Raw genomic sequence first — 22,142 nt, forward strand, 5'->3', positions numbered from 1 at the left:
AAAAGCTTTGTAAATTGTACTATGGTACTAAAATTTGAAATTTTGTAAGAATTTGCCCTAGTTTTGGGAGACTAGGGCATGAAATTTAAGAGTGTAAGACTATTTCGTCTTTTATCTCGATAGTAAATGTCGTGCCATTAGACGTAGCTGAGTACTCTGTATATCCTTCAGAATTTACCCCACCTTTGCTAAAGGCTGACATATCTACTTGATCGCCATTTTCGCCATCTATCCTAAGAGTGCGGTTAGTGCCGTTGCCATTTGTGATATTTAGCACGTCATTTATAGTTAAATTTAGTGTTACGTTGTTTTCGCTGCCACCAAGAGTAAGTTTTTCAAAGCCAGCTACCTTGCTAAAGTCGATATTTCCAGCAATATCTAGCGTATCAGTACCTGCTCCACCTTGGATAACTATACCGCCATGCTCTTTTTCATAACGACCACCAGCACTAGTCATGCCATCTGCATTTATCTCTGCGTCCTTGCCGATATGTATGATATCGTTGCCACTACCTAGATCAATAGTACTTGAGCCATCCCAGTATGTACCACCAGCATGTTTTAAACTACCATTTAAATTTACAATGTCATCACCATCACCCATTCTTATGGTAGTGCTTTTTAGCTCAGCACCTTTGTCGATATTTATCGTATCGTCGCCATCGCCCATGTTTATGCTAGAGAACTGAACGCTTTTAAATACATATTTTTCATGTGTTCCACCAAATTTAGTTTCGCCGCCGATATTTATGGTGTCATTGCCAGCGTCAGTATTTATATTGATGGCGCCAGCTACGTTTTTGCCTTCAAAATTTATAGTATCGTTGCCACCTCTTGTATCTATATCAGCACTACTTGAATCCTCAAGGTTATTTAAGATGTTGTTACCTTTAAAATTTATCGTATCATTACTTTCGCCATAGCTACCTACCCACACACGAGTTTTAGCTGTTAAATTTGATATATCAGCTGTAAAATCAACACCTGTTTTATTACTAAAGCCTGCTTGACCTATGCTTATGCCGTCTGCTATAACGTGGGCTGAGCTAAATGATCCAGTTTCATAGTGACTATTGCCATCATTATTGCCTTTTACTTCAAGTAGGTCTTTTGCATAAGCTGTAACGCTCTCGCCTTTGTTATTATCTAGTTTTAGACTTTGATATCCCAGCACTGCATCTTGTGACTCTCTATTTAAATTTACATTTGTTAGCGTAGAGTTTGATATCTCCATAGTATTTACATCTCTTGCCTCAGAGTATCTATCGCTAGTATCTACCCACGCATCTGTCATGGTTACATTGTTTGCTTTAAAGGTATTACTACCAGTATCCATCTGGATATTTACTTTTTCTATCCTCACACCATCTTTTACATTTACCACATCATCGCCGTCACCTGTGTGGATGCGGTTATCATTGTACCAGCTGTTGTGGATACTAGGGTCTATAACTTTAAATGTTTCTTTGCCAAGGATATTTGCATTGATATTTAAAGTGTTATTTCCTGCTTCGTCGTGAGCGCTATTGCTTGAGCTAGGAGTATACGCGCCAAGTTTGATCTCAGCCTTAAATATACTAAGATCAGCATTGATATTTACTACGTCATCGCCACTACCAAGGTTTATAGTAGTGCTATTATAATGTCCAAGAACACCACCTACGCTAGGGCTATTTTTAGTGCCGCTAATCGTAACCTCTTTATCAAAATTTACCACGTCGTTACCAGAGCCGGTATCTAAATGCAAATTCTCTAAATTTGCTTTTATGCTAACTGTATCATCACCATCATCTGTATTTAAATTTGTATGGTTTGCGATATTGCCTTTGATGTCTTTATTTAGCTCGATGTTGTCGTCGTTGTCTATGATTTTGCCTTCAGCCATATTTGCATTAGTTGTTGGTAGCAGGTAGCTACTGCTTGGTGTGACACTTAGTTTTACACCCTCTTTAAATACAGCAAAGTTATCAACCATATCAGTTTTTTGTACGTTGTCGATAGTCATGCCTTGAGGGCCAGTGTTCTCGCCCTCGTTTTGGTTATGATGCAAAGGACCTTTTGTGGTATCTTGGCCGTTATCGTCAAGCACCTTTATCCTTACTTGCACTTTTGAGATATCTTCTATATTTACGCCAGTTATCGTGTAGCCTGATAGTGGCTGAAATGTCGCTCCATTGTCAGTTGAGTACTCAACTACGCTTGAATAATCCTCTCCTCTAGTGCCACCGAGGAAATTTAAACCTAGATCTGTGGTCTCGCCACTTGGGCTTACTGGAGTGCCTGATAGACCTAGTTTATAAACAAGGTAGTGTCCGCCCTCGCCGTTTGCCCCTGCGCCGCTCTCTCTTACCTCGCTAGCAGCAGGATCGATGCTAGTAGTGATCTCTACTGCACCAGGACGAGGCGTGATGACTGGAGGATTAGCAGGTGATGGGGTGCCTGGAGTTACGATGACGCCAGGAGTGCTTGGAGTACTCGGAGTTGGTGGCGTTACTGGAGTGCTTGGAGTGACAGGTGTAGCTGGTGAGATAGGAGTTGTCGTATCTGCATCTGTGCCTGCATCGTTATAACCGCCTATTGAGTTTTCTGGGGTTTGAAAAGCTCTATTTGCGTCGGTTAAATTTCTATAGTTTTCATTGATATTTGAGTAGTGACCGCCCTCAGCAAAGCTTGCAGCTCCCAAACTCACGCCATCTCCAGTAGCGTTACCACCGCCTTGGTTACCACCAGCTGCAGTCTCTTCAAGATCTGTGATGTTTGCGCCGTTTAGTAAGGCTTTTTGGATAGAGGCTATCTCTGGGTTGTCACTAAGTGCATTTGCCTCTTTATCTAGGCTTAGACTTTCGCCATTTTGCAAGCTGACCTCTTTGCCGTCGTTTCCTGCGATCACTGCTTTTGCAGAGCCATTAGCTTTTATCGTTTCGCCTTCAAAAATGCTATCACCCACCTTCAAGACTCTTTCGTTGCCGCTTTTATCAACAGCTACGATTTCACCGCCTAGGATATTTTTGATAACGCCTAACTTTTGCATCTTAGTGCCTCCCTTTGGATTTTATTGATCTATATCAAGATTTTAGCTAAGAAAAAAATTTAGTTATATTGTACTTTGGTACAATACCCTTAAGAAAAGCCTAAGTTTAGGGGTTAATAATGTGTAAATTTTTTATAAATGTGTGAAAATTTTTATATTTATCTATATAAATTTTAAAATTTTAAGTTTTTGTTCATCAAAATGGTATAGTAGTTGATAAAATAACCCAAAAATGTCACAAAATTTTTTTCATTTTAAACGCATAAATTCTTAATTCAAAAAGCCTTTATCTAGCCTTATTGCCACTAAATTTAGCCTTTTTATATCAAAATGTTTTTTATTTATAACTATCATAAATTTATACCCGCTTGTGACATAAATTTTCTTAAGTTTATCTATCAAATTTTGCAAATTTTCATCTCTTTTTCTATAAATTTTAGCTAGTAGTGACATAAATTTATCACTACTTTTAAGATATTCTTAGATAAAAATATTAATTTTACTATTTTGAATTTATGATTTTTAGTTCTTGGCAACTAAGATATATCCGCTCTCGCTGATGTTTTTAAATTTCACGCCAAGCTCGCGTTTTAGGCGCAAAACGACATTTTGTATCGCAGCCTTGCTCACCTCGGTGCTATCATAGACAAATTCCTCTATCATCTCGTAGGTGACAAGCTTGTTTAGGTTGTAGGCAAATAGCCAAAATATCTTATTTTGCAAAAAGCTAAGGTATAGCTCACTGCCGTTTTTATAAATTTTCTCTCTTTTTAAATTTATACTCACCTCATCACTTAGGCGCACTAGCTTCTCATCTCGCTCGAAGCTTAGGCTTATCAGCATCGATCTAAGATCCTTTATATCGATAGGCTTTTTTAAAAACAAGGTCGCACCCTGCTCATAGCTCTTGATCAAATTTTCATCGCTGTCGTATGAAGTAAAGACGATAAATTTCTGATGAGGCTTTAGCTTTTTTATCTCATTCATCATCTCAAAGCCATTTAGCACTGGCATGTGAATGTCGCTCATCACGATGTCAAAGCCCTGTTTTTTAAATTTCTCCAGCCCATCTTGCCCATCTTTTGCGCCAACTACCTGACCACAGTATGGCTTAAGCCCAGTGATGATGAGCTCCCTTGCCATCTCGTCATCCTCAGCTACTAAGATAGATACTTTTTTTAAAATTTCTAGTGCCTCTTGCATCTTTTAACCCTTTAAATTCTTATCAAAGCTTAGCTCAAAAATCGTTGGCTTTAGGTTGTGCGCAAGCGTGATGTCGCCATTTAGCTTCTCACGTGCTAGCTTTTTAGCAAAGTAAAGTCCTATGCCATTTCCTTGCTTTTTAGTCGTGTTTAGCCATGTAAAAATTTTCTTACTCATCTCGTAGCTCACACCGCCACCACTATCATAAACGCCGATGTAGCACTTATCTTCAAAGCTTCTAAATTTAAGCTCTATGACGCGTTTTAGCGGCTCATCTTTGTAGCTTTCAACTAGTGAGTCCTTTGCGTTGTGGATTAGGATTAGTAAAATTTGCTGGATGATGTTTTCTATCTGGCAGACCTTCATCTCTTCAAAACCGCTAAATTTCACGCTCACATTTGCACGGCTAAGCTCTGTGTGCATAAGTGTTATTAAATTTCTAACGCTTGTTTGGATCTCAAATTCGCTCACATTTTCAGCGCTTTTGTAAAAATTTCTAAAAATTTCGATTGTTTTTGAAAGAAGCTCGATCGAACTTTGCCCTTTTTTTAATAAATTTAAAAGCTCCTCATCGCTTAGCTTGCCCTCTTTTTTTAGCATTATCGCCGAGCTTAACATAAGTTTTAGCGAATTTACTGGCTGGATAAACTGATGACTTATACCACTTATAAGCTCTCCAGCCTCGCTCATCTTGGCTCTGTGCGCTAGCAAGGTCTCGTACTCGTCTTGCACCTTTTTTATCTTGTTATACATGAAGTTGTGCAGGCTGTTTGCTAAAAATGCAAGTGCGACGAAGGCAAAGAGTAAATTTAGGGCGTTTTTTAGCGCCTCTCTTGTCATGGCTAAAATTTCTTCTTCGTTGTTTGTGCCAGCCCCGATAAACCAGTTCATCGTCGGTATCTCGGCTACTTGGATCAAATTTTGCCCTATCTTTAGGCTAGTGATGTCTTCATCTTTTAAAAATAGCTCCTTAAATTTCTCCTCGATCTCTCTTTTTAGCGTCGCATCAGCCATCGATGTGAGGATCTCGCCGCTGTGAGTTACTAAAAATGAGTAAGAATTTGGCGCAAGACTAAAGTTTTTGATGCTATCAAAGATAGTGCCTATGCGCACGACGCCGCAAAGTGCTGCCTCAAATTTCGCGTCTTTTTCAACTGGCACGCATAAATTTAAAGTAGAGTCATTTAAAATTTTGTGATTTTGCATGAAATTTACGCTTGGGGCATTTGTATTTTTTGTCTCGACATACCAGATAAGCCCCGCTCGCTCGCGCTTTGACATCACCTCTTCTGAGATCTTTTGCCCATCTACAAAGATCTCGCCATCCTCTCTTAGAAGCTGCATGAGATCAAATTCTTTCGCATTTTCTTTAAAGAGCTTTATGAAATTTGCCACCCTAGTATCGTCATCTATGATATTAGAGTTTTGGATAAATTTTGACGCACGGATGAGTGAATTTAAGCGCTCATCAAGCCAAATTTGAAAGTTGCTAACGATATTTTTACTAACTGCGATATTGTTCTTATCAGATAGCTCGATGATCTTTTCTTTTGCTTTGTTGTAGCTATTTAGCCCAAGAAGCACGACAAAGAGGCTTGCTAGCAAGATGATCGCATAAATTTTAATATTTTGTGATTTTAAATTAATACCCATGCGCGCAGTATATCCTAAGTTAGCCCAAAAATAGGGCTAACTAAAATTCATTTTTTAAAAGATAAGAGCTTTGAAACAAGCATAAGTGCAAGCACAACAGAGCAAATGCCAAAGCCAAGCAGCGTGCAATCCGCCATCGACATAAATTTAGAAGACGGCACAAGATACCAACCATCTGCATAAAGATCCACTATGCTCTTTTGCAAATCGCTTAGCACCACGCCATCAGGCACCATAGGGCTGTCATAGCCACAATCACCCGTTGGCATAAACCAGTCAGGCGCCCACTTCTCAAGTGGCAAGCCAAATGGATAGTGTGGCTCAGTCGAGCAGCCCTGCACGCCAAAAGGATCATCGCCATGCACTGCGTCGTGGATTTTAGCTAGCTTTACGCTATACATTATGCCCTGCACCGCTCCCCAAAAGGCAAAGACGTAGCCAACTAAAGCAAAGAGCAAATTTTTAGGGTTTATCATGGCTATCACACCGCCAAGTGCCATACATAAAAAGGCAAAACGTATATAGACGCACTGCTCGCAAGGCGGCATATAGGCGTAGTTTTGAAAGAGCGAGTGCGCGATAACGACAAGCGCGACACTTACAAAGACTAAGATCGCCCAAGAGATGCGTGAGTCTTGAAATTTAGCCATTTTTTTAAAAAAGCTCATGTGGCGCCTTATTTTTTAAGAAGCTCTTCGATGAGTGCTGCCATGCCGTCAAGCGAGCTGATTGATTTTGTCATGATGAGATATTTGCCATTTACGACAAATGCTGGCACACCTTGAATTTTAGCCACGTCATAGCTCTCATCCCACTTTTTAAGTAGCTCAGTCACTTTTGGATTAGCTAGCTCTTTTTCGTAGTCTGCTTTGCTAACGCCAGCAGCATCAAGTCCAGTCTTTAAAAAGCCCTCAGCGTCTTTGCCATCGCTCCAGCGCTCTTTTTTGTCGTGATAAGCTTTGTAGTAGGCAAATTTAGCCTTTTTAAATAGCGAATTTTCATCAAACAAGCTCACTCCCTTTGCCTCGTCCATAACGATAAGCACGGCAAAGACCTTGCTCGCAACCTCGCCATAATCGCCCTTTGTCTTTAGGTGAAATGGCTCGTATTTTAGTCCAGGGATTTTCTCAACTACCTTTGGAGTGACGCTCTTGTCGTACTTGTAGCAAAATGGGCAAGCGTAGCTAAAAATTTTAACTAGCGTATTTTGTCCCACACTTAGTGGCTTTTCAAGCTTGACGTAGTCCTCGCCCTCGCTAAATGCACTAGCACTGATCGCACCAGCAACGGCAACGGCAAAGATAGCCTTACTAAATTTAGATAGAAAACTCATGATGATCTCCTTTGGATGATTTATTTTGAGTTATTCTACAACCAAGCTCAACCGCACTTTTAACGCTAGAATAAATTTTGGCTGAAATTTATCTTTTTTAAATTTATGATGATGGATTTGGTGATTTTGTATTTTGTTAAATTTATAAAAATAATATACGTTATCAATAAAAATTATTATTTACATATTTTAATTATTTGGTTATAATCCGCTCAAATTTTATCAAAATAGGAGTCAAAATGAGACAGTATGAAACATACAAATGCGAGAAATGCGGCAACGAGATCGAAGTTCAAAAGGTTGGCGGCGGCACACTAACCTGTTGCGGCGAAGAGATGAAATGCATCACTGAAAATTTAACAGCGGTAAATTTGATGAAGGCATTTGCTGGCGAGTCACAAGCTAGAAACAAGTATGAGCTTTACGGCGACCTAGCTAAAGAAGCAGGCTATCACGCGATAGCTAGACACTTTTACGAGGCAGCTGAAAACGAGAAATGGCACGCAAGGGCTGAATTTAAGAAGTATCACGAGATGATGAACGATCCGATCGATAAGATGGATAAAAATTTACTTGACGCTGCAGCTGGCGAAAACTACGAGCATACGACGATGTATCCAGACTTTGCAAAGATCGCGAAAGAAGAAGAGCTAAGAGATGTTGAGAGACTATTTAACGCGATCGGCAAGGTTGAAGTAGAGCATGAGAGGGAGTATCTAGAGCTTAAAAAGATGCTTGATGAAGAGGGCTTTTTTGAGAGCGACGAAGAAGATATCTGGGTTTGCGAGGTGTGCGGACACGTTCATAGAGGCAAAAAAGCTCCAGGCGCTTGCCCACTTTGCAAAGCTCCAAAAGAGTATTTTAAACGCGAATTCTTAGGCTAAAAAGCCAAAATTTTAGCCAAGGCGCTTGTCTTGGCTAAATTTAATAAATTTAAATCTATTTAAAATAAAAAAGTTATATAATCTCCTTAAATTTTCACAAGGAGAAAGAGATGAAAAAATCACTTTTAGTTTTAGCTACTCTTGGCTTTGCACTAAGCCTAAACGCTGCAGATCTTACAGATACTTGCAAGTCTTACTTCTCAGACATCGACAAAATGGTCGAAGCTTACAAACAAGCTGGTCAAGAGCAACAAGTAAAAATGTATGAAGATCAAAAGAAACAATCAATGGATCAACTAGCTTCTTTACCAAAAGAGCAACAAGACGCTACTTGCAAACAAGCTAAAGAGATGTTTGCTCAAGTAATGGACCAAATGAAAAAACAAGGTCTTTTAAAATAAACCTTCACGTGGCTAGGCTCTCTAGCCACACTTCAAATTTACTTCTCGCTTTTACATATCAAATTTGCTAGTTTTGCAGCCAGTGGCGCTATGAAAAATATCACAGGATAGGCGACCATAAAGGCTTTTAGATAAGCTGCTAGCCAAATTTGCACAAAGCCGTCAATAAAGCCTAGGTTAAAATATGTCAACATAAAGGACATTATAAGCGCCATAAATGCTGACATTATAAAAGTAAAAACATATCTATAAAATTTCGCCGGTATCATGAAATCTTGCCCATAATAGCCTTAAATTCTCTAACCACATACTCAGCATACTTTATAAACCACCCTCTATGCTCGGCAAAAAGCTCCTCAGCACTCTCTTTTGGTATGAGATCTGTTTTTAAACTAATAGTAACGATAAACACCTTTTTTCCTTTAAATTTACTTGCAAACAAATCCGCCCGCCTTATAAATGGCAAAAGCAGATCTTTTTCATAAATCTCCTAAAATTTTACCTTGCTAAATGAGGTCTCATTTTTTAGACCAAAGCCGTCAAATTCATCTATTAGCCCAGCTCGCTCTTTGGCGTAGGCTTTGTAGTTTTCGCTGTGGCGGTAGCTCTCAAAGCTAGCTTCGTCTTTGTAAATTTCAACCAGCACCCACTTATTAGGTGTCTCTTTTTGACTAAAGGCAAACTGCGCGTAAGCACCATCATCTACGCTTTTTTGCATATATTTTTTGATGATCTTTTCAAATTTCGCATCACTCTTTGCCAAAAGGCTTAAATTTGTGATGTGAAAGTAGCTATCTTTTAGGCGCTCTGGGGTCAAATTTTTAGAAAACGCAGCCCGTTTTTTCACGCTTACAGCCTTTTTGCTAGCCAAAATTTCAGCGCTCGCACTTGCAAATTTCTTAAAATGTGCCGAGCTTATATGCTTTTTATAAGCCGCCTCGTCCTTGTAAAACTCAAGCACATAAAATAGCTCTGGCTTGCTCTTTGCGCTCATAAAAAATATCGCCTGCGTGCCTGGCTCGCTCTTTGAGCTTAGTATATTTTCCCTGCCAAGCTGCTTTAGCAAGCTCTTGTTATTTGGCGTCACAAGTAGCTCGTAAAAACCTATCTTAGCCTCCGCCCCAAAGGCAAAAGCTGCCAAAACCGCTAGTAAAAATAGCTTTTTAAACATCAAATTTCCTTATCATTTTGCCTTTTTCATATCAGCCTTAGCTTTTATCTCTTCTGCGCCTTTTAGGTCAAGCTGTGCTTTTTTAAAGGCTTTACGTGCTTTTTCTAAGCGGTTAGAGTTTTTAACACTTGGGTTATCAGCATAGGCTTTTTCTGCCTCTTCAAGTTCAAATTCCCTTTTACCATAGTTCTTTTGAGCTTTTTCAAGGTTGTTTGTAGCTTTATTGCCGCCTAGTAGCTCAGCCTTTGATGTGACCTTACCAGTGACTGGGTTTCTACCGATAGTCCTATCTAGTTCGCGTTTAGCTCTAGCAGCGGTTCCACGATTAACACCGCACTCTTCTTTACCACTTACTATTGAACCACCAATATAATTAGGTCTATTTTTTGGATCATCACAATCAACTACTTCTTCTTTAGCTTCTCCTCTTAAATGTTTATTAAAAACATCAGATCCATCATAGGCATTTAAATTTATGCAACCAACAAATCCTACAAATGCTGCAATTAATGCTTTATTTCTCATCTTTACTCTCCTTGAAAATTTTAAAATTTCTCATATCTTCTCCTTAGTTTTATTTTTCTAAAACTCTTTTTATCCAAGCAAAAAGCTCGTCTAAGTCGTAGTCGCCACCGTGTCCTTGCCCCCAGACCGCTTCAAAATCAACCTCTTTGCCAGCATTTTTAAGCGCGAGTGCTAGCATAGCAGGCACGGCAAGGGCTAGATCGGTGTCGTTTGTGCCCTGTCTTATGCGGTAAAATTTCGCCGCGTTTTTGTTTGCGGTGTAGTTCATCGCATTCATCATCTTTATGACGCTAGCCTCCGCCATCTCGCCGCCACTTCGCTCTTTGGCAAATTTAGTAAAGTGCTTTGCAGGCGTTTTGCTATCGCCAAAAAGGTCGTTTTCAGCATTTTCAAGAGCAAGGCCGTCAAAGGCGACTACTGCTTTGGCACGCTTTAGCGAGGCGATGAAGTCTTCTAGCTTAAACGTATATCCAAGCTCGCAGCCCTTCGTATCAAGCGTGATAAATTTAGGCGTAAGCGTGCTTTTATCGCTGTTTTTTGTAGCGGTAAAAGCCCTTGAGATGAGAGCGCTTATATACTCTTTGAAGCTGCCCTCGCCGTTTTCATCAAGGCTTAGCGCGTGGCCTTTGGCGTCTTTTAAATTTAGCGAGTTTAGATAGGCTGGGAATTTACTTTTTAGCTCGCGTGAGAGCTCTTTTTGAGTGGCGTTTAGCTCGCCTGTGATCATCTTTGGCTTTTTGCTTCTGTCGTTAAAGCTAGCCGCGTCAAGACTTGCAAAATCAATCCTTTCAAATTTATCCAAATCCCCAAACATCCACTCATACGCCTCGTCCTCATGCTCTAAATTTGTCACGGGGCAGTAGATAGAGGCGGCATAAATTTGATCGTCCGCCTTTGCAGCGCCTAGCTCTTTAAGATATGGCTCATACTCTTTTGCATTTGCGCTTACTCCTAGAAGTGCTGACATCGCGCCGCCTGCGCTCGTGCCGTTTGAGATGATCTTATTTGCGTCGCCTGGCATAAATTTGTCGTTAAATTTAAGATATCTAACGGCCGCTTTTAGATCGACTATCGCAGCTGGCGCTTTGCCGATAAATTTCTCGCCATCTTTTAGCGTCCTGCCCCTAGCGCCAACGCTTGCCACGACGTATCCTCTAATAAGCGCTTCAAGGGTGGCATTTGGCTTTTCGTTTTTGGTTTCTGGCTTTTGCGGTTTGGCTGGCATGTAGCCGCCTATGCCATTTGGCATAAAAATAGCCGTAGTTTTATCGTCAAATTTACCCTCTGGTACGTAGAAATTTAAGACCTCATAGTCGCTAACTGGCTTTGCCACATAGACTATGCCCTCATAGGCTCTAAATTTAAGTGTCCTCTCGCCAACTTGCACGCTTTTTAGCTCAAATTTCTTTTCATCAAATTTAAGCTCGCCGCCAAAGCAAGCGCCTACTAAACAAACCCCTAAAATAGCAACTCTAACGCATTTCATGATCTGCCTTTTTATTTTGTCCTACTTTTTACTTTACTAGCCTTGGCGTAGGCTACCAAGGCTTTAGCGCCTAGTTATCTTTTGGCTCGTATTTGACCGCATAGTCAAATTTAGGCTGGTGCAGTGAAAACTCAAAGCTATCTCTATCGACCGAGCCAACGCAGTAGTGGCTATCATAAAGGCGAAGCAAAAACTCCGCCATCTGCTCGCTCGTGTGGTACTTTTTAAACGCCTTGTCGTAGTCGTAGCTCTCTTTGCTGGTTGCTACCATGCCAAATTCTGTCTTTGTAGCAGCTGGGGCCAGCACTTTTGCTTGCATCTTTGCCTGCTTATCTTGCGCTAGCTCGTGGTAAAGTCCCTCGCTAAAGGCACTTACGAAAAATTTGCTAGCGCAGTATGTGACGGCGTTTGGCACGATCTTGTAGCCGCCTATCGAAGAGATATTTATAAGCTGCGTATCTTTGTCTTTATACTTTTTCGTAAAGAGCGTTGAGAGCGTGACAAGTGAGATGATGTTTAAATTTATCATCTGCGTGATTTTGTCTAAATTTTGCTCGCCAACCTTGTTATAGTCGCCAAAGCCAGCATTGTTTATAAGCGCTTTTAGCTCAAATTTTTCTAAATTACGCCAAAGAGCTAGGACATTTTCTTGCTTTGAAAGGTCGCAAATTTCTATCACGACCTCTACGTCTGCAAATTTAGCTATCTCGCTTTTTAGCTCTTCTAAAAGCTTCCTACGTCTTGCAACAAGGATCAAATTCTCCCCGCGCCTTGCAAATGCCTTTGCCGCCGCCGCTCCTATGCCTGAGCTTGCCCCAGTGATCACTATATATTTTTTCATTTTGTAAATTCCTCCGGACTATAAATTTTTACACCTTCACTGTGATCATCTTGTGCTACTTGCACGATCACTCTAGCGATATCTTCCGCTCTCATCGGACGATACTCGTCAAAAAAGCCTTTTGGGATAAATTTAAACGCCTTTATCGCCAAATACTCACCTAGTCTAAATTCCTTTCTCTCAGCCTCGATAAGTGGCAGCCTAGCGATATGAAATGAGCTATATCCAAGCTCTTTTATCTTTGCTTCTGCTTGACCTTTTGCCTTTAGGTAAAACGAGCCTGACTTTCTGTTTGCGCCTGCAGCCGAGAGCAAGACAAAGCGTTTTGCACCGCACTCCAAGCCAAATTTGGCGAAATTTATCGGATAGGTCACATCGACTTTGTAAAACTGCTCTTTGTGCTTTGCCACTTTCATCGTCGTGCCAAGCGCGCAAAATACGTCATCAGCGATAAATGGCACCTCATCTTTAAAATCATCAAAATTTACTATCTTTACTTCAAGCTTTTCATGAGTAAATTTTAGCTCATGCCTAACAAGAGCGACCACCTTGCTATAGTGCTCACTCTCGCATAAATCTTTTAAAATTTCACTTCCTACAGCGCCGCTGGCTCCTGCTATAAGGGCGACTTTTTTCATGTTTATCCTTTGTAAATTTTGGATAAATTCTATCTCGCTAAGGCAAAAATTTCGCTTATGGCCTCTTTTGTATAAATTTGCTCCAAGCCCCTGCCCTTGGCGTAGTCATAAACTAGCGCCATGATCTCGTCTAAATTTGACTCATCAACGCCGATTTCGATGAGGCTTGTTGGTGTGCCGATCTTGCTAAACCACTCTTTTAGCTTTTTAATAGCCTCGTCTGCGTCATCTACGCCAAAAATTTCTTTGCCAAAGCGCTTAAATGCCTTTAAGTTTTTATTTTTATACCACTTCATCCAAGCTGGCATAACCACACTTAGCCCAGCCCCGTGCGCGCAATCAACCACCGCACCTATGGCATGCTCGATCATGTGATTTGGATAAGAGTAGCCAGCCGTGCCAACGTAAGTTAGGCCATTTAGCGCCATCGTAGCAGCCCAAGCAAACTCGCCTCTAGCGCCATAGTTTTCAGGCTCTTTTAGTAAAATTTCAGTCGTTTTCATAACGGTTTTGATGTTTGCTTCGATGTATAAATTTATGATCTCAGGCTGGATGCTCGCCGTAAAGTAGCCCTCGATGCTGTGAGCGATGATGTCTGAGGCTGAATAGACCAAGTACTCCTTGCTAACGCTTGCTTGAAGAAGCGGATTTACCACCGATACCTTTGGGTAAAGACAAGCGCCGTGCATGGCAAATTTCTCTTTTGTGGCTTCGTTTGTGACGACTGCGCCGCCGTTCATCTCTGAGCCAGTTGCAGCAAGCGTTATGATGTCAAAGATCATAAGCGCCTCTTTTGGGCATTTGCCAGTAAAAAAGTCCCAAACATCGCCGTTATACTTCACACCAGCAGCCACGGCCTTAGCACTATCAAGCACCGAGCCACCGCCTATGGCTAGCACGCTATCGACGCCCTCTTTTTTAGCTAAATTTATAGCCTCATTTACCTTGCTTAGAACTGGGTTTGACTTCACGCCGCCTATCTTGCAAAACTCGATGCCATTTGCGCTTAGGCTCTTTGTGGCGATGTCAAAAAGTCCGTTTTTCATGATCCTGTCGCTGCCATAGATGATGAGCGTCTTTTTTACGCCAAATTCTTTCATATATTTGCCGATATTTTGCTCTTTGTCTTTGCCAAATTCTATTTTAGTAGGGTTTAAAAAGCTGAAATTTTGCATAGTTTTCTCCTTGTTTGCTTTTGTGATTTGGGGTAAATTTTAGTTAAATTTTCTTATTTTTAGCTATTTTTATCTGCGCTAAATTTAGAAATTTCTTAGTCTGATAGGTAGTTTTGATGTGATCTTATCTGGATCGAAGCTGTTTTTTGGATCGCCTAAGCCTCCAAAATTTTCGCCAGTGTTAAAGAATTTTTGTAAGAAATAATCCCCTCTATATCCAAGTTCGTAAAGTAGCTCTGACATCTCAGAGATATCCTTTTCGCTTAGCAAGTCCGCATGCACGGTCGTTCTAACTTCAAATTTAAAATTTATCTCAAGCAGGTATCTAAGCGTGGCGGCAAATTTCTCATATAAATTTGAGCCAGTGATGCCGATAAATTTCTCCTTTGGAGCTTTAAAATCAAGCGCGATGTAGTCAATCAGCCCCTCATCTATCGCCTCTTTCAAGACGTCACGATATGAGCCGTTGGTATCAACTTTTAAGCTAAAGCCGCGCGCCTTGACCTCACGTGCTAGCCTTAAAAAAAGAGGGTTTGCAGTGCATTCGCCACCGCTAAAGACGATGCCATTTAGCTTGCCGACCCTGCGGTCTAAAAAGTCGCAAACTTCGCTAAAACTTATAGTGCCATTTGACTTTACAACCTCGATGTTGTAGCAGTATCCACAGCGCATATTACACCCTGCAAACCAAATGACAGCTGCCACTTTGTCTGGGTAGTCAAGCGTCGTAAATGGCGTTATACTAAAGACTTTTTGCAAGTTTTTGACCCTTTTTTAAACTAAAAGGCACAGGGGCGTGCCTTTGGTTTGCATTTTAATTTATTTTTTTAAATTTATTATTGTTTTTAGGCAAGAAATTTATCTCTTGCAGCAACTTGCGTATTCGTCAAATTTAACACGCTCTTTGTGCTCGCCTTTTTTACCGAGATTAAAGCTCTCAACTGGTCTGTGATAGCCCATAACACGAGTATAGACCACGCATCTTGTGCGCTTTTCTTGCACTTTTTCTAAAATTTCTTTTTCTGTCATTTCCTCTCCTTATTTGGATTTTTTCTTCTCATTTTCTATAAGCTCTGCATCACAAAGTGGGCAAAACTCATGCTCGCCAGCTATGTAGCCATGTTTTGAGCAGACGCTAAAGACTGGCGTTATCGTGATGTATGGGAGTTTGTAGTTTGAGATTATACTCTTTACAAGCTCTTTGCAAGCTTTAGCCGAGCTTATGCGCTCTTTCATATATAGGTGAAAGACGGTGCCGCCAGTATAGGCGCTTTGTAGCTCATCTTGCAGGTCAAGCGCTTCGTAAGCATCGTCTGTGAAATTTGCAGGTAGCTGGGTCGAGTTTGTGTAGTAGATATTATCGCCCTCGCCTGCTTGGATGATGTCTGGATAGCGTTTCTTATCCTCTTTGGCAAAGCGGTATGTCGTGCCCTCAGCTGGAGTTGCTTCAAGGTTATATAAATTTCCGCTCTCTTCTTGAAATGTCCTTATCTTATCGCGTAAAAAGCCAACCATCTCAAGGGCAAATTCTCGTCCAAATTTAGTCGAAATGTTCTCTTTATCGTCGGTGAAATTTCTAAGCAGCTCGTTCATGCCATTTATGCCGATCGTGCTAAAGTGGTTGTTAAAGTGCTTTAGATACCTAGCTGTGTAAGGATAAAGCCCTCTGTCATACATCTCTTGGATAAATTTACGCTTTTTCTCTAGGGTTGATTTAGCTAGCTCTAAAAGGTAGCTTAGTCTGTTATAAAGTGCGACCTTATCGCCTTTGTAGTTGTATCCTAGGCGGGCTAAATTTATAGTGACGACGCCTATTGAGCCAGTCATCTCAGCACTTCCAAAAAGACCGCCACCACGCTTTAAAAGCTCTCTTAGATCAAGCTGCAAGCGGCAGCACATAGAGCGCACGTGGCCTGGTTTGTAGGCGTTTTCGTTTTCTATCTTGTTGCCATTTTCGTCGTAAGTATATTGTGAGCCGATGAAATTTTGAAAGTAGCTTGAGCCCATTTTTGCGGTATTTTCAAAGAGCACATCCGCCACTTCGCTATCCCAGTTAAAATCCTCTGTGATATTTACAGTTGGTATAGGGAATGTAAAAGGCTGTGAGCACTTGTCGCCAGCTGTCAAGACCTCGTAAAATGCCTTGTCTATGCGCGCCATCTCAGGCTCAAAGTCCTTGTAGGTCATATCGATCAAATTTTTCCTGCCACGCTGGTTTGCTTTTTTCAAAATTTTCTCATCTTTTACGTTTGTAAAGAGGTGTATATCATCGCTCGTTGGGATCTGATCTCTTAGGTCGCTTGGGCAGGTGATGTCTATGGTTACGTTTGTAAATGGGCTTTGACCCCAGCGTGCAGGGACATTTAGGTTAAATATAAAGCTAGTTATCGCCTTTTTGATCTCGGCGTCGCTTAGATCGTCTTTGAAAACGTAAGGCGCAAGGTAGGTGTCAAAGCTAGAAAACGCCTGAGCGCCAGCCCACTCGCTTTGTAAAATGCCTAAGAAATTTGCCATCTGATAGAGTGCTTCTCTAAAGTGCTTTGGTGCCTTGCTCTCGACCCTACCACGAACGCCGTTAAAGCCCTCATTTAGCAAGGCTCGCAGGCTCCAGCCAGCGCAGTATCCTGTAAGACAGTCTAGGTCGTGGATGTGGTAGTCGCCGTTTCTGTGGGCAAGGCCTTCTTCTTTGTTATAAACAGCGTCTAGCCAGTAGTTTGCTATGACTTTGCCGGCGGTGTTGTTTATAAGGCCTGCGTTTGAGTAGCTTGTGTTTGAATTTGCAGAAATTCTCCAATCTGTGCCGTTTATGTACTCATTTATAGTTTGGGTTGAGTTTATATAGGTCGTATCTTCGTTTAGGCCTAAAATTTGCTCGCGTTGAAGCTTGTGCGTGTGGCGGTAGAGCATGAAGCTCTTTAAAACTTCAAAATGTCCGCCGTCAAATAGCTCTTTTTCGATCGCATCTTGGATGTCTTCGACTGTTATCGCACTTGATTTTTGAAAGATGTCTTGGACTACGTTTGTAAAAACTTGCTCGTCATAAGCTTTATTTTCGCTTGCAAATGCCTTTTTTATCGCATCTACTATCTTATATGCTACAAATTCTTGCCTTGTGCCATCTCGTTTTAAAATTTCACGCATCACTTGCTCTTTTCTGATTATTTTTTTGATATGGAGTTTAAAAGTATAGGACAAGAAAGCTTAAAAGATAGATAACTATTTTATTTTGTTTAATAATATTTATCAAAAAATATAAAATTTTAAGAAGTTTTCTTAAATATTATTTTACATATTTTAGGTATTTTAAAATAAAATTTGATTATTTTTACTTAAATAATTATTTTAATTTTAGTTTTTAAAATAGTCTGTTTAAAATTTTACAAATCAATCAAGCTTATTTGGGTATAATCTCAAAAATTTAAAGGATAAAAATGACTTCGATGAATATACAAACCGCAAATGATAGCATCATAGAAGCTATCAAAGCCATTGTTGCGCTTGATCCTGAAACGATACTTTATTATGATGACGACGGATATTTAGATGAAGCAGATCAAAAGGATCTGGCTGAGCTAATAAACGCTAAAAAACGTGGTGAATTAGAATGCGTAAATTTAGACGAATTTGACCTAGAGATGAGGCCATATTTAAAAAAAGAAAGGTCTAAATGAAGCTTTTATTAAGCAAACGCTTCCAATCAGACCTTAAAAAGATTTTAATATTCTACTCTCAAAAAAGCTTTGAAGCTTCAGAGAATTTAAACCCAAGGCGTGAAAGACCACGCCGCTACTATTTTGTGTTTCTTCTATCGTCTTTAGCTTTTATCTCTTCTGCTGCTTCAAGGTCAAGCTGTGCTTTTTTAAAGGCTTTACGTGCTTTTTCTAAGCGGTTAGAGTTTTTGACACTTGGGTTATCAGCATAGGCTTTTTCGGCTTCTTCTAGCTCAAATTCCTTTTTGCCATAGTTCTTTTGAGCTTTTTCAAGGTTGTTTGTAGCTTTGTTGCCACCTAGTAGCTCAGCCTTTGAGGTGACCTTACCAGTTACTGGGTTTCTACCGATAGTCCTATCTAGTTCTTGTTTAGCTCTAGCAGCGGTTCCACGATTAACACCACACTCTTCCTTGCCACTTATCATTACACCACCAATAAAATTAGGTCTATTTTTTGGATCATCACAATCAACTACTTCTTCTTTAGCTTCTCCTCTTAAATGTTTATTAAAAACATCAGAAGATCCATAGTAGGCATTTAAATTTATACAACCAATAAATCCTACAACAACTGCTGCAATTAATGCTTTATTTCTCATCTTAACTTTCCTTTCTTCTTGTTTGGTGTAAAGTTTTTGTACTCATCTCTTTCCTTTCTTCTTGTTTGGTGTAAAGTTTTTGTACTCATCTCTTTCCTTTCTAGTTTGGTATCAAAGCATTGTAAAAATATCTCACTTTTGTTACATATGGAAGGTATATTTCTCTAGGTTACGTGCCAACTCTTGAGAAGCGAAGCTTGCTCCACTATCACTTAGACCTACCATCTTTAAAACCCATGTTGGTGCATGAAGTATGATCTTCCAAAGCATATAAGCACCACCTATTGCACCTATGATGTGTAGCAGTGCCATAAATATATGAAGCATAATTGTTAAGAAGAACTGGCTTTGAAGCTCATACATCATATTCATCTGCTCTTCGGCATAGAGTAAGAATATATCTTTAAATATACCATAGACAAATAGACCAAAGTAGATAAATATAACTATCAAGATAGGTTTAAAGAATATAGATAGTGCCCCTACTAAGAAGTCAACTATCTTGTTTGTTTTACCCATAGTGACAGCAAAAGCTGTAACAAATGGTGAGATGTAGTAAAACTTAGCTAGCTCTATAACATAGCTTATAAAGGCTAGTGCTCCAGCTACAATGCCAACCGTAAAAGGCATATAGTCTAGGACTATCTTATATAGGTATGATGCACTTACGTAGCCGATAAGACCTGAGATACCTCGTGAGCTTCTCTCTGTTTTATCACTTACAAATAGGTCTTTTACCTTGGCTAGTTTGCCAAAGCAAAAGACCATCTTAAATTTAACTACTGACATCCCTCACACTCGATCGAGCGGTCAGCTACGTCGTTTAGTTTTTCGCTATCTGGTGACTCAGAGCGTAGATAATAAGTTGATTTTAGTCCGAGCTCCCATGCAAGCGTGTAAATTTCACTTAGATATCCGCCGCTTGCTTTGTCTAAGCTCATGAAGATATTTAGGCTTTGACCTTGATCGATCCATTTTTGGCGGATCGCGCCTGCTTTTATAAGAATTCTTTGATCAAGCTCGTAAGCTGGCGTGTAAAACTGCCAAGTATCTGGGCTTAAATTTGGCACGACATTTGGGATCATACCGCTTAGGTTGTGCTCAAACCACTTGCGTTTATAGACTGGCTCGATGGTCTGAGTGGTGCCAACAAGGATCGAGATCGAGCTAGTTGGAGCGATCGCCATTAGGTAGCCATTTCTCATGCCGTCGCGCTTGACCTTCTCTCTTAGCTTGTCCCAGTCGCAGACATTTTCGTCAAATAGCCCGCCTTTGTCGTTTAAAAGAGCCTTTGCGTTCTCGTTTGCGGTGTCTATCGGCATGATGCCTTTGCTCCATTTTGAGCCTTCAAATTTTGGATATATGCCCTTTTCTACGGCTAAATTTGAGCTAGCGTAGATCGCATTGTAGCTTATGTTTTCCATTATGCTATCAATGAGCGCCAAGTGCTCATAACTGCCCCATTTTACATTTTTCTCAGCTAGCATTTGTGCCTCGCCCATGACGCCAAGGCCGATCGAGCGAGAGGCTAGGTTTGCGTGTTTTACCTTTTTGTGCGGGTAGAAATTTAGGTCTATAACGTTATCAAGCATTCTAATAGCTATCGGCACGACACGCTCGATGTCCTCTTTGCTGTTTATCTTGCTTAAATTTATACTCGCAAGGTTGCAAACTGCCGTTTTGCCCTCGATACTCTCTTTTTCTACGATGAAAATTTGCTTGCCTTTTAGGCTATCAAGCGCGCTAAGCTTTTTGGCTTTTTTAGTTATGCCGCTATCAACCGTGACATCTTCTTCTTCGTCAAATAGCTCCTCGCCGCCATCTTCATAAGTGATCTTGATCTTATAGTAGTTTGGCGCTGTGTTTTGGAAAATTTCGGTGCATAAATTTGAGCTTCTGATGATGCCTTCGTGATCGTTTGAATTTGCTTTGTTGGCATTGTCTTTAAAGCATAAAAATGGCATGCCCGTTTCAAAATAGCTAGTTAAAATTTTCTTCCAAAGCTCTTTTGCAAGGATGGTGTTTTTCTGGATATTTTCGTCGTTTTCATACTCTAAATATCTCTTCTCAAACTCCTCGCCATAAAGGTCGCAAAGGTCGCTTACTTGAGCTGGGTCAAAGAGGCTCCAGCGGCCATTTTCTTTGACACGCTTCATAAATAGGTCGTTTATCCAAAGTGCAGGGAAAAGCTCGTGTGCGCGGCGTCTCTCTTCGCCTGAGTTTTTACGAAGATCGAGAAAATCGCTCACGTCCATGTGCCAAGGCTCGATATAAACAGCGATCGCGCCCTTTCTAGTGCCTAGCTGATCGACCGCTACTGCGATGTCGTTTGTCACTTTTAAAAATGGTATGATACCGCCGGCTGCGTTTTTGTGTCCGTCTATACTACCACCCATCGCACGCACCTTGCTCCAGTCCCAACCGATACCGCCGCCAAATTTTGAAAGTAGCGCCATCTCTTTGTAGCTATCAAAAATGCCCTCGATATTATCAGGCGTGCTGCCTACGTAACAGCTGCTTAGCTGGTGGCGTGTAGTCCTTGCGTTTGAGAGCGTTGGGGTGGCTAGCATCACTTCAAATTTAGAGATGAGGTCGTAAAATTTCTTAGCCCAGCCTTGGCTGTCTAGCTCGTTTTGCGCAAGAAACATCGCTATCGCCATAAACATGTGCTGTGGCAGCTCGATAGGCATACCGCTCTTGTCTTTGATGAGATAGCGATCATAAAGCGTCTTGATACCAAGGTATGCAAACTGAAGGTCGCGCTCAGGCTTTATGTAGGCGTTTAGATCCTCTAAGTCGTACTTCTCTTTTAGCCCAGGGATGATGCGGCCTACCTTTTCGCCCTTTGCGAGGTAGTCTTTTAGGTGGTTGTAGCCGTTAAAGCCAGTCACTTTGTGATAAAGGTCGAACAAAAATAGCCTCGCAGCGACAAATGTCCAGTTTGGACGGTCGATGTCGATCTTATCAACTGCTGTTTTTATAAGAGTTTGCTGAATTTCCTCAGTCGTTATCATATCCCTAAACTGAATTTTCGCATCTACCTCAAGCTCGCTAAGACTTACGTTGCTAAGCCCCAAAACCGCTTCGTTTGTATATTTTTTGATCTTGCTGATATCAAGCTCTTCTGTTCTGCCATTACGTTTTATAACTTTCAAAAATATCTCTCCGTGTTAAATTTCAATTTGAGATTTTATCCAAAAAGATATAAAAACTCTCTTTGCTAAAAACTACTCAATAAATATAAAATTTATAGCCAAAATGAGAAAGATAAAGGCTATCAAAAGTCTTTTACAAGCAGCAAAAAATGCTAAGCGTGATGAGCTTTTGTGTTAGCTTTAACGACCAAAATTTAAATGCGCCAACATTACCACTAAATTTTACTAACACTTGTAAAAGCTAATTGAAAATGCCGCCACCAGCTTATAAATTTTGCGAGATAAATTTAAGGTGGATTTGTATTGGGGTATTTTGCAAGGGGCTAAATTTACCCCTT

At 40.6% G+C, this 22,142-nt stretch carries 21 protein-coding genes and 1 pseudogene; 3 read left to right on the plus strand and 19 right to left on the minus strand.

From position 1 onward, the window contains the following. Positions 1 to 85: 85 nt before the first annotated feature. The 6 genes from CYO89_RS10260 to CYO89_RS06910 form a co-directional block, all read right to left on the minus strand. A complete protein-coding gene (locus CYO89_RS10260) occupies positions 86 to 3,031 on the minus strand; it encodes a retention module-containing protein (protein WP_141090730.1) in 2,946 nt (981 codons plus the stop codon). A gap of 270 nt (positions 3,032 to 3,301) precedes the next feature. Continuing rightward, complete coding sequence (locus CYO89_RS06890; RefSeq protein WP_103597740.1) at positions 3,302 to 3,484, minus strand: hypothetical protein; 183 nt, start codon at positions 3,482 to 3,484, stop codon at positions 3,302 to 3,304. A gap of 69 nt (positions 3,485 to 3,553) precedes the next feature. Beyond that, complete coding sequence (locus CYO89_RS06895; RefSeq protein ID WP_103597741.1) at positions 3,554 to 4,234, minus strand: response regulator transcription factor; 681 nt, start codon at positions 4,232 to 4,234, stop codon at positions 3,554 to 3,556. A 3-nt stretch (positions 4,235 to 4,237) separates the two neighbouring features. After that, positions 4,238 to 5,887: a sensor histidine kinase gene (locus tag CYO89_RS06900; RefSeq protein ID WP_103597742.1), complete on the minus strand. Its 1,650-nt coding sequence runs from the start codon at positions 5,885 to 5,887 to the stop codon at positions 4,238 to 4,240. A 47-nt stretch (positions 5,888 to 5,934) separates the two neighbouring features. Continuing rightward, the gene (gene dsbI, locus CYO89_RS06905; protein WP_103597743.1) at positions 5,935 to 6,555 is read right to left on the minus strand and encodes a protein-disulfide oxidoreductase DsbI; all 621 of its coding nucleotides are present in this window, start codon (positions 6,553 to 6,555) and stop codon (positions 5,935 to 5,937) included. An 8-nt stretch (positions 6,556 to 6,563) separates the two neighbouring features. Beyond that, complete coding sequence (locus CYO89_RS06910; RefSeq protein ID WP_103597744.1) at positions 6,564 to 7,220, minus strand: thiol:disulfide interchange protein DsbA/DsbL; 657 nt, start codon at positions 7,218 to 7,220, stop codon at positions 6,564 to 6,566. Positions 7,221 to 7,459: 239 nt separating this feature from the next. Here CYO89_RS06910 and CYO89_RS06915 point away from each other — a divergent pair, with 239 nt between their 5' ends. Together CYO89_RS06915 and CYO89_RS06920 are read left to right on the plus strand one after the other, a co-directional pair. Beyond that, positions 7,460 to 8,104, plus strand: coding sequence for a ferritin family protein (locus tag CYO89_RS06915; protein WP_012140636.1), 645 nt, complete (start codon positions 7,460 to 7,462; stop codon positions 8,102 to 8,104). Positions 8,105 to 8,214: 110 nt separating this feature from the next. Next, positions 8,215 to 8,505 (plus strand): DUF5339 domain-containing protein, encoded by a 291-nt coding sequence (locus CYO89_RS06920; protein ID WP_002940734.1) that lies wholly within the window; start codon positions 8,215 to 8,217, stop codon positions 8,503 to 8,505. Between the two features lie 38 nt (positions 8,506 to 8,543). Here CYO89_RS06920 and CYO89_RS06925 read toward each other — a convergent pair whose 3' ends face one another. From CYO89_RS06925 to CYO89_RS06965, 10 genes and pseudogenes are all read right to left on the minus strand, one after another. Next, a complete protein-coding gene (locus tag CYO89_RS06925) occupies positions 8,544 to 8,774 on the minus strand; it encodes a DUF2798 domain-containing protein (RefSeq protein WP_103597745.1) in 231 nt (76 codons plus the stop codon). After that, positions 8,771 to 8,917, minus strand: coding sequence for a hypothetical protein (locus CYO89_RS10410; RefSeq protein ID WP_181000067.1), 147 nt, complete (start codon positions 8,915 to 8,917; stop codon positions 8,771 to 8,773). Before CYO89_RS10410 ends, CYO89_RS06925 begins: the two co-directional genes overlap by 4 nt. A 78-nt stretch (positions 8,918 to 8,995) precedes the next feature. Further along, positions 8,996 to 9,676: a putative quinol monooxygenase gene (locus tag CYO89_RS06930; RefSeq protein ID WP_103597746.1), complete on the minus strand. Its 681-nt coding sequence runs from the start codon at positions 9,674 to 9,676 to the stop codon at positions 8,996 to 8,998. Between the two features lie 12 nt (positions 9,677 to 9,688). Then, on the minus strand, positions 9,689 to 10,201 hold the full coding sequence (locus CYO89_RS06935) for a hypothetical protein (RefSeq protein WP_103597747.1): 513 nt from the start codon (positions 10,199 to 10,201) through the stop codon (positions 9,689 to 9,691). A 49-nt stretch (positions 10,202 to 10,250) separates the two neighbouring features. Next, a complete protein-coding gene (locus CYO89_RS06940) occupies positions 10,251 to 11,687 on the minus strand; it encodes a subtype B tannase (RefSeq protein WP_103597748.1) in 1,437 nt (478 codons plus the stop codon). Between the two features lie 70 nt (positions 11,688 to 11,757). Beyond that, positions 11,758 to 12,528: an SDR family NAD(P)-dependent oxidoreductase gene (locus CYO89_RS06945; protein WP_103597749.1), complete on the minus strand. Its 771-nt coding sequence runs from the start codon at positions 12,526 to 12,528 to the stop codon at positions 11,758 to 11,760. Beyond that, positions 12,525 to 13,166, minus strand: coding sequence for an NAD(P)H-binding protein (locus tag CYO89_RS06950; protein ID WP_103597750.1), 642 nt, complete (start codon positions 13,164 to 13,166; stop codon positions 12,525 to 12,527). Before CYO89_RS06950 ends, CYO89_RS06945 begins: the two co-directional genes overlap by 4 nt. Before the next feature lie 29 nt (positions 13,167 to 13,195). Continuing rightward, entirely contained in the window at positions 13,196 to 14,341 is a 1,146-nt protein-coding gene (locus CYO89_RS06955) for an iron-containing alcohol dehydrogenase (RefSeq protein ID WP_103597751.1), read from the minus strand. Positions 14,342 to 14,425: 84 nt separating this feature from the next. Next, a complete protein-coding gene (locus CYO89_RS06960; protein WP_103597752.1) occupies positions 14,426 to 15,100 on the minus strand; it encodes an anaerobic ribonucleoside-triphosphate reductase activating protein in 675 nt (224 codons plus the stop codon). 99 nt (positions 15,101 to 15,199) lie between these two features. Then, positions 15,200 to 17,482 (minus strand): annotated as a pseudogene (locus CYO89_RS06965) (ribonucleoside triphosphate reductase). A 290-nt stretch (positions 17,483 to 17,772) separates the two neighbouring features. Here CYO89_RS06965 and CYO89_RS06970 point away from each other — a divergent pair. Beyond that, entirely contained in the window at positions 17,773 to 18,012 is a 240-nt protein-coding gene (locus CYO89_RS06970) for a hypothetical protein (protein ID WP_103597754.1), read from the plus strand. Between the two features lie 118 nt (positions 18,013 to 18,130). Here the strand turns inward: CYO89_RS06970 and CYO89_RS06975 are convergent, their stop codons facing one another. The 3 genes from CYO89_RS06975 to CYO89_RS06985 all read right to left on the minus strand — a co-directional run bounded on the left by CYO89_RS06975 (position 18,131) and on the right by CYO89_RS06985 (position 21,804). Next, on the minus strand, positions 18,131 to 18,649 hold the full coding sequence (locus CYO89_RS06975; RefSeq protein WP_103597755.1) for a hypothetical protein: 519 nt from the start codon (positions 18,647 to 18,649) through the stop codon (positions 18,131 to 18,133). 141 nt (positions 18,650 to 18,790) lie between these two features. Then, complete coding sequence (locus tag CYO89_RS06980) at positions 18,791 to 19,438, minus strand: hypothetical protein (RefSeq protein WP_141090664.1); 648 nt, start codon at positions 19,436 to 19,438, stop codon at positions 18,791 to 18,793. After that, positions 19,429 to 21,804, minus strand: a complete 2,376-nt coding sequence (locus CYO89_RS06985) for a ribonucleoside-diphosphate reductase subunit alpha (RefSeq protein ID WP_103597757.1) — start codon at positions 21,802 to 21,804, stop codon at positions 19,429 to 19,431. The genes CYO89_RS06980 and CYO89_RS06985 overlap by 10 nt, the downstream gene beginning before the upstream one ends. Between the last annotated feature and the right edge of the window lie 338 nt (positions 21,805 to 22,142).

This window comes from Campylobacter concisus, from assembly GCF_002913765.1.
Lineage (GTDB): Bacteria > Campylobacterota > Campylobacteria > Campylobacterales > Campylobacteraceae > Campylobacter_A > Campylobacter_A concisus_BB.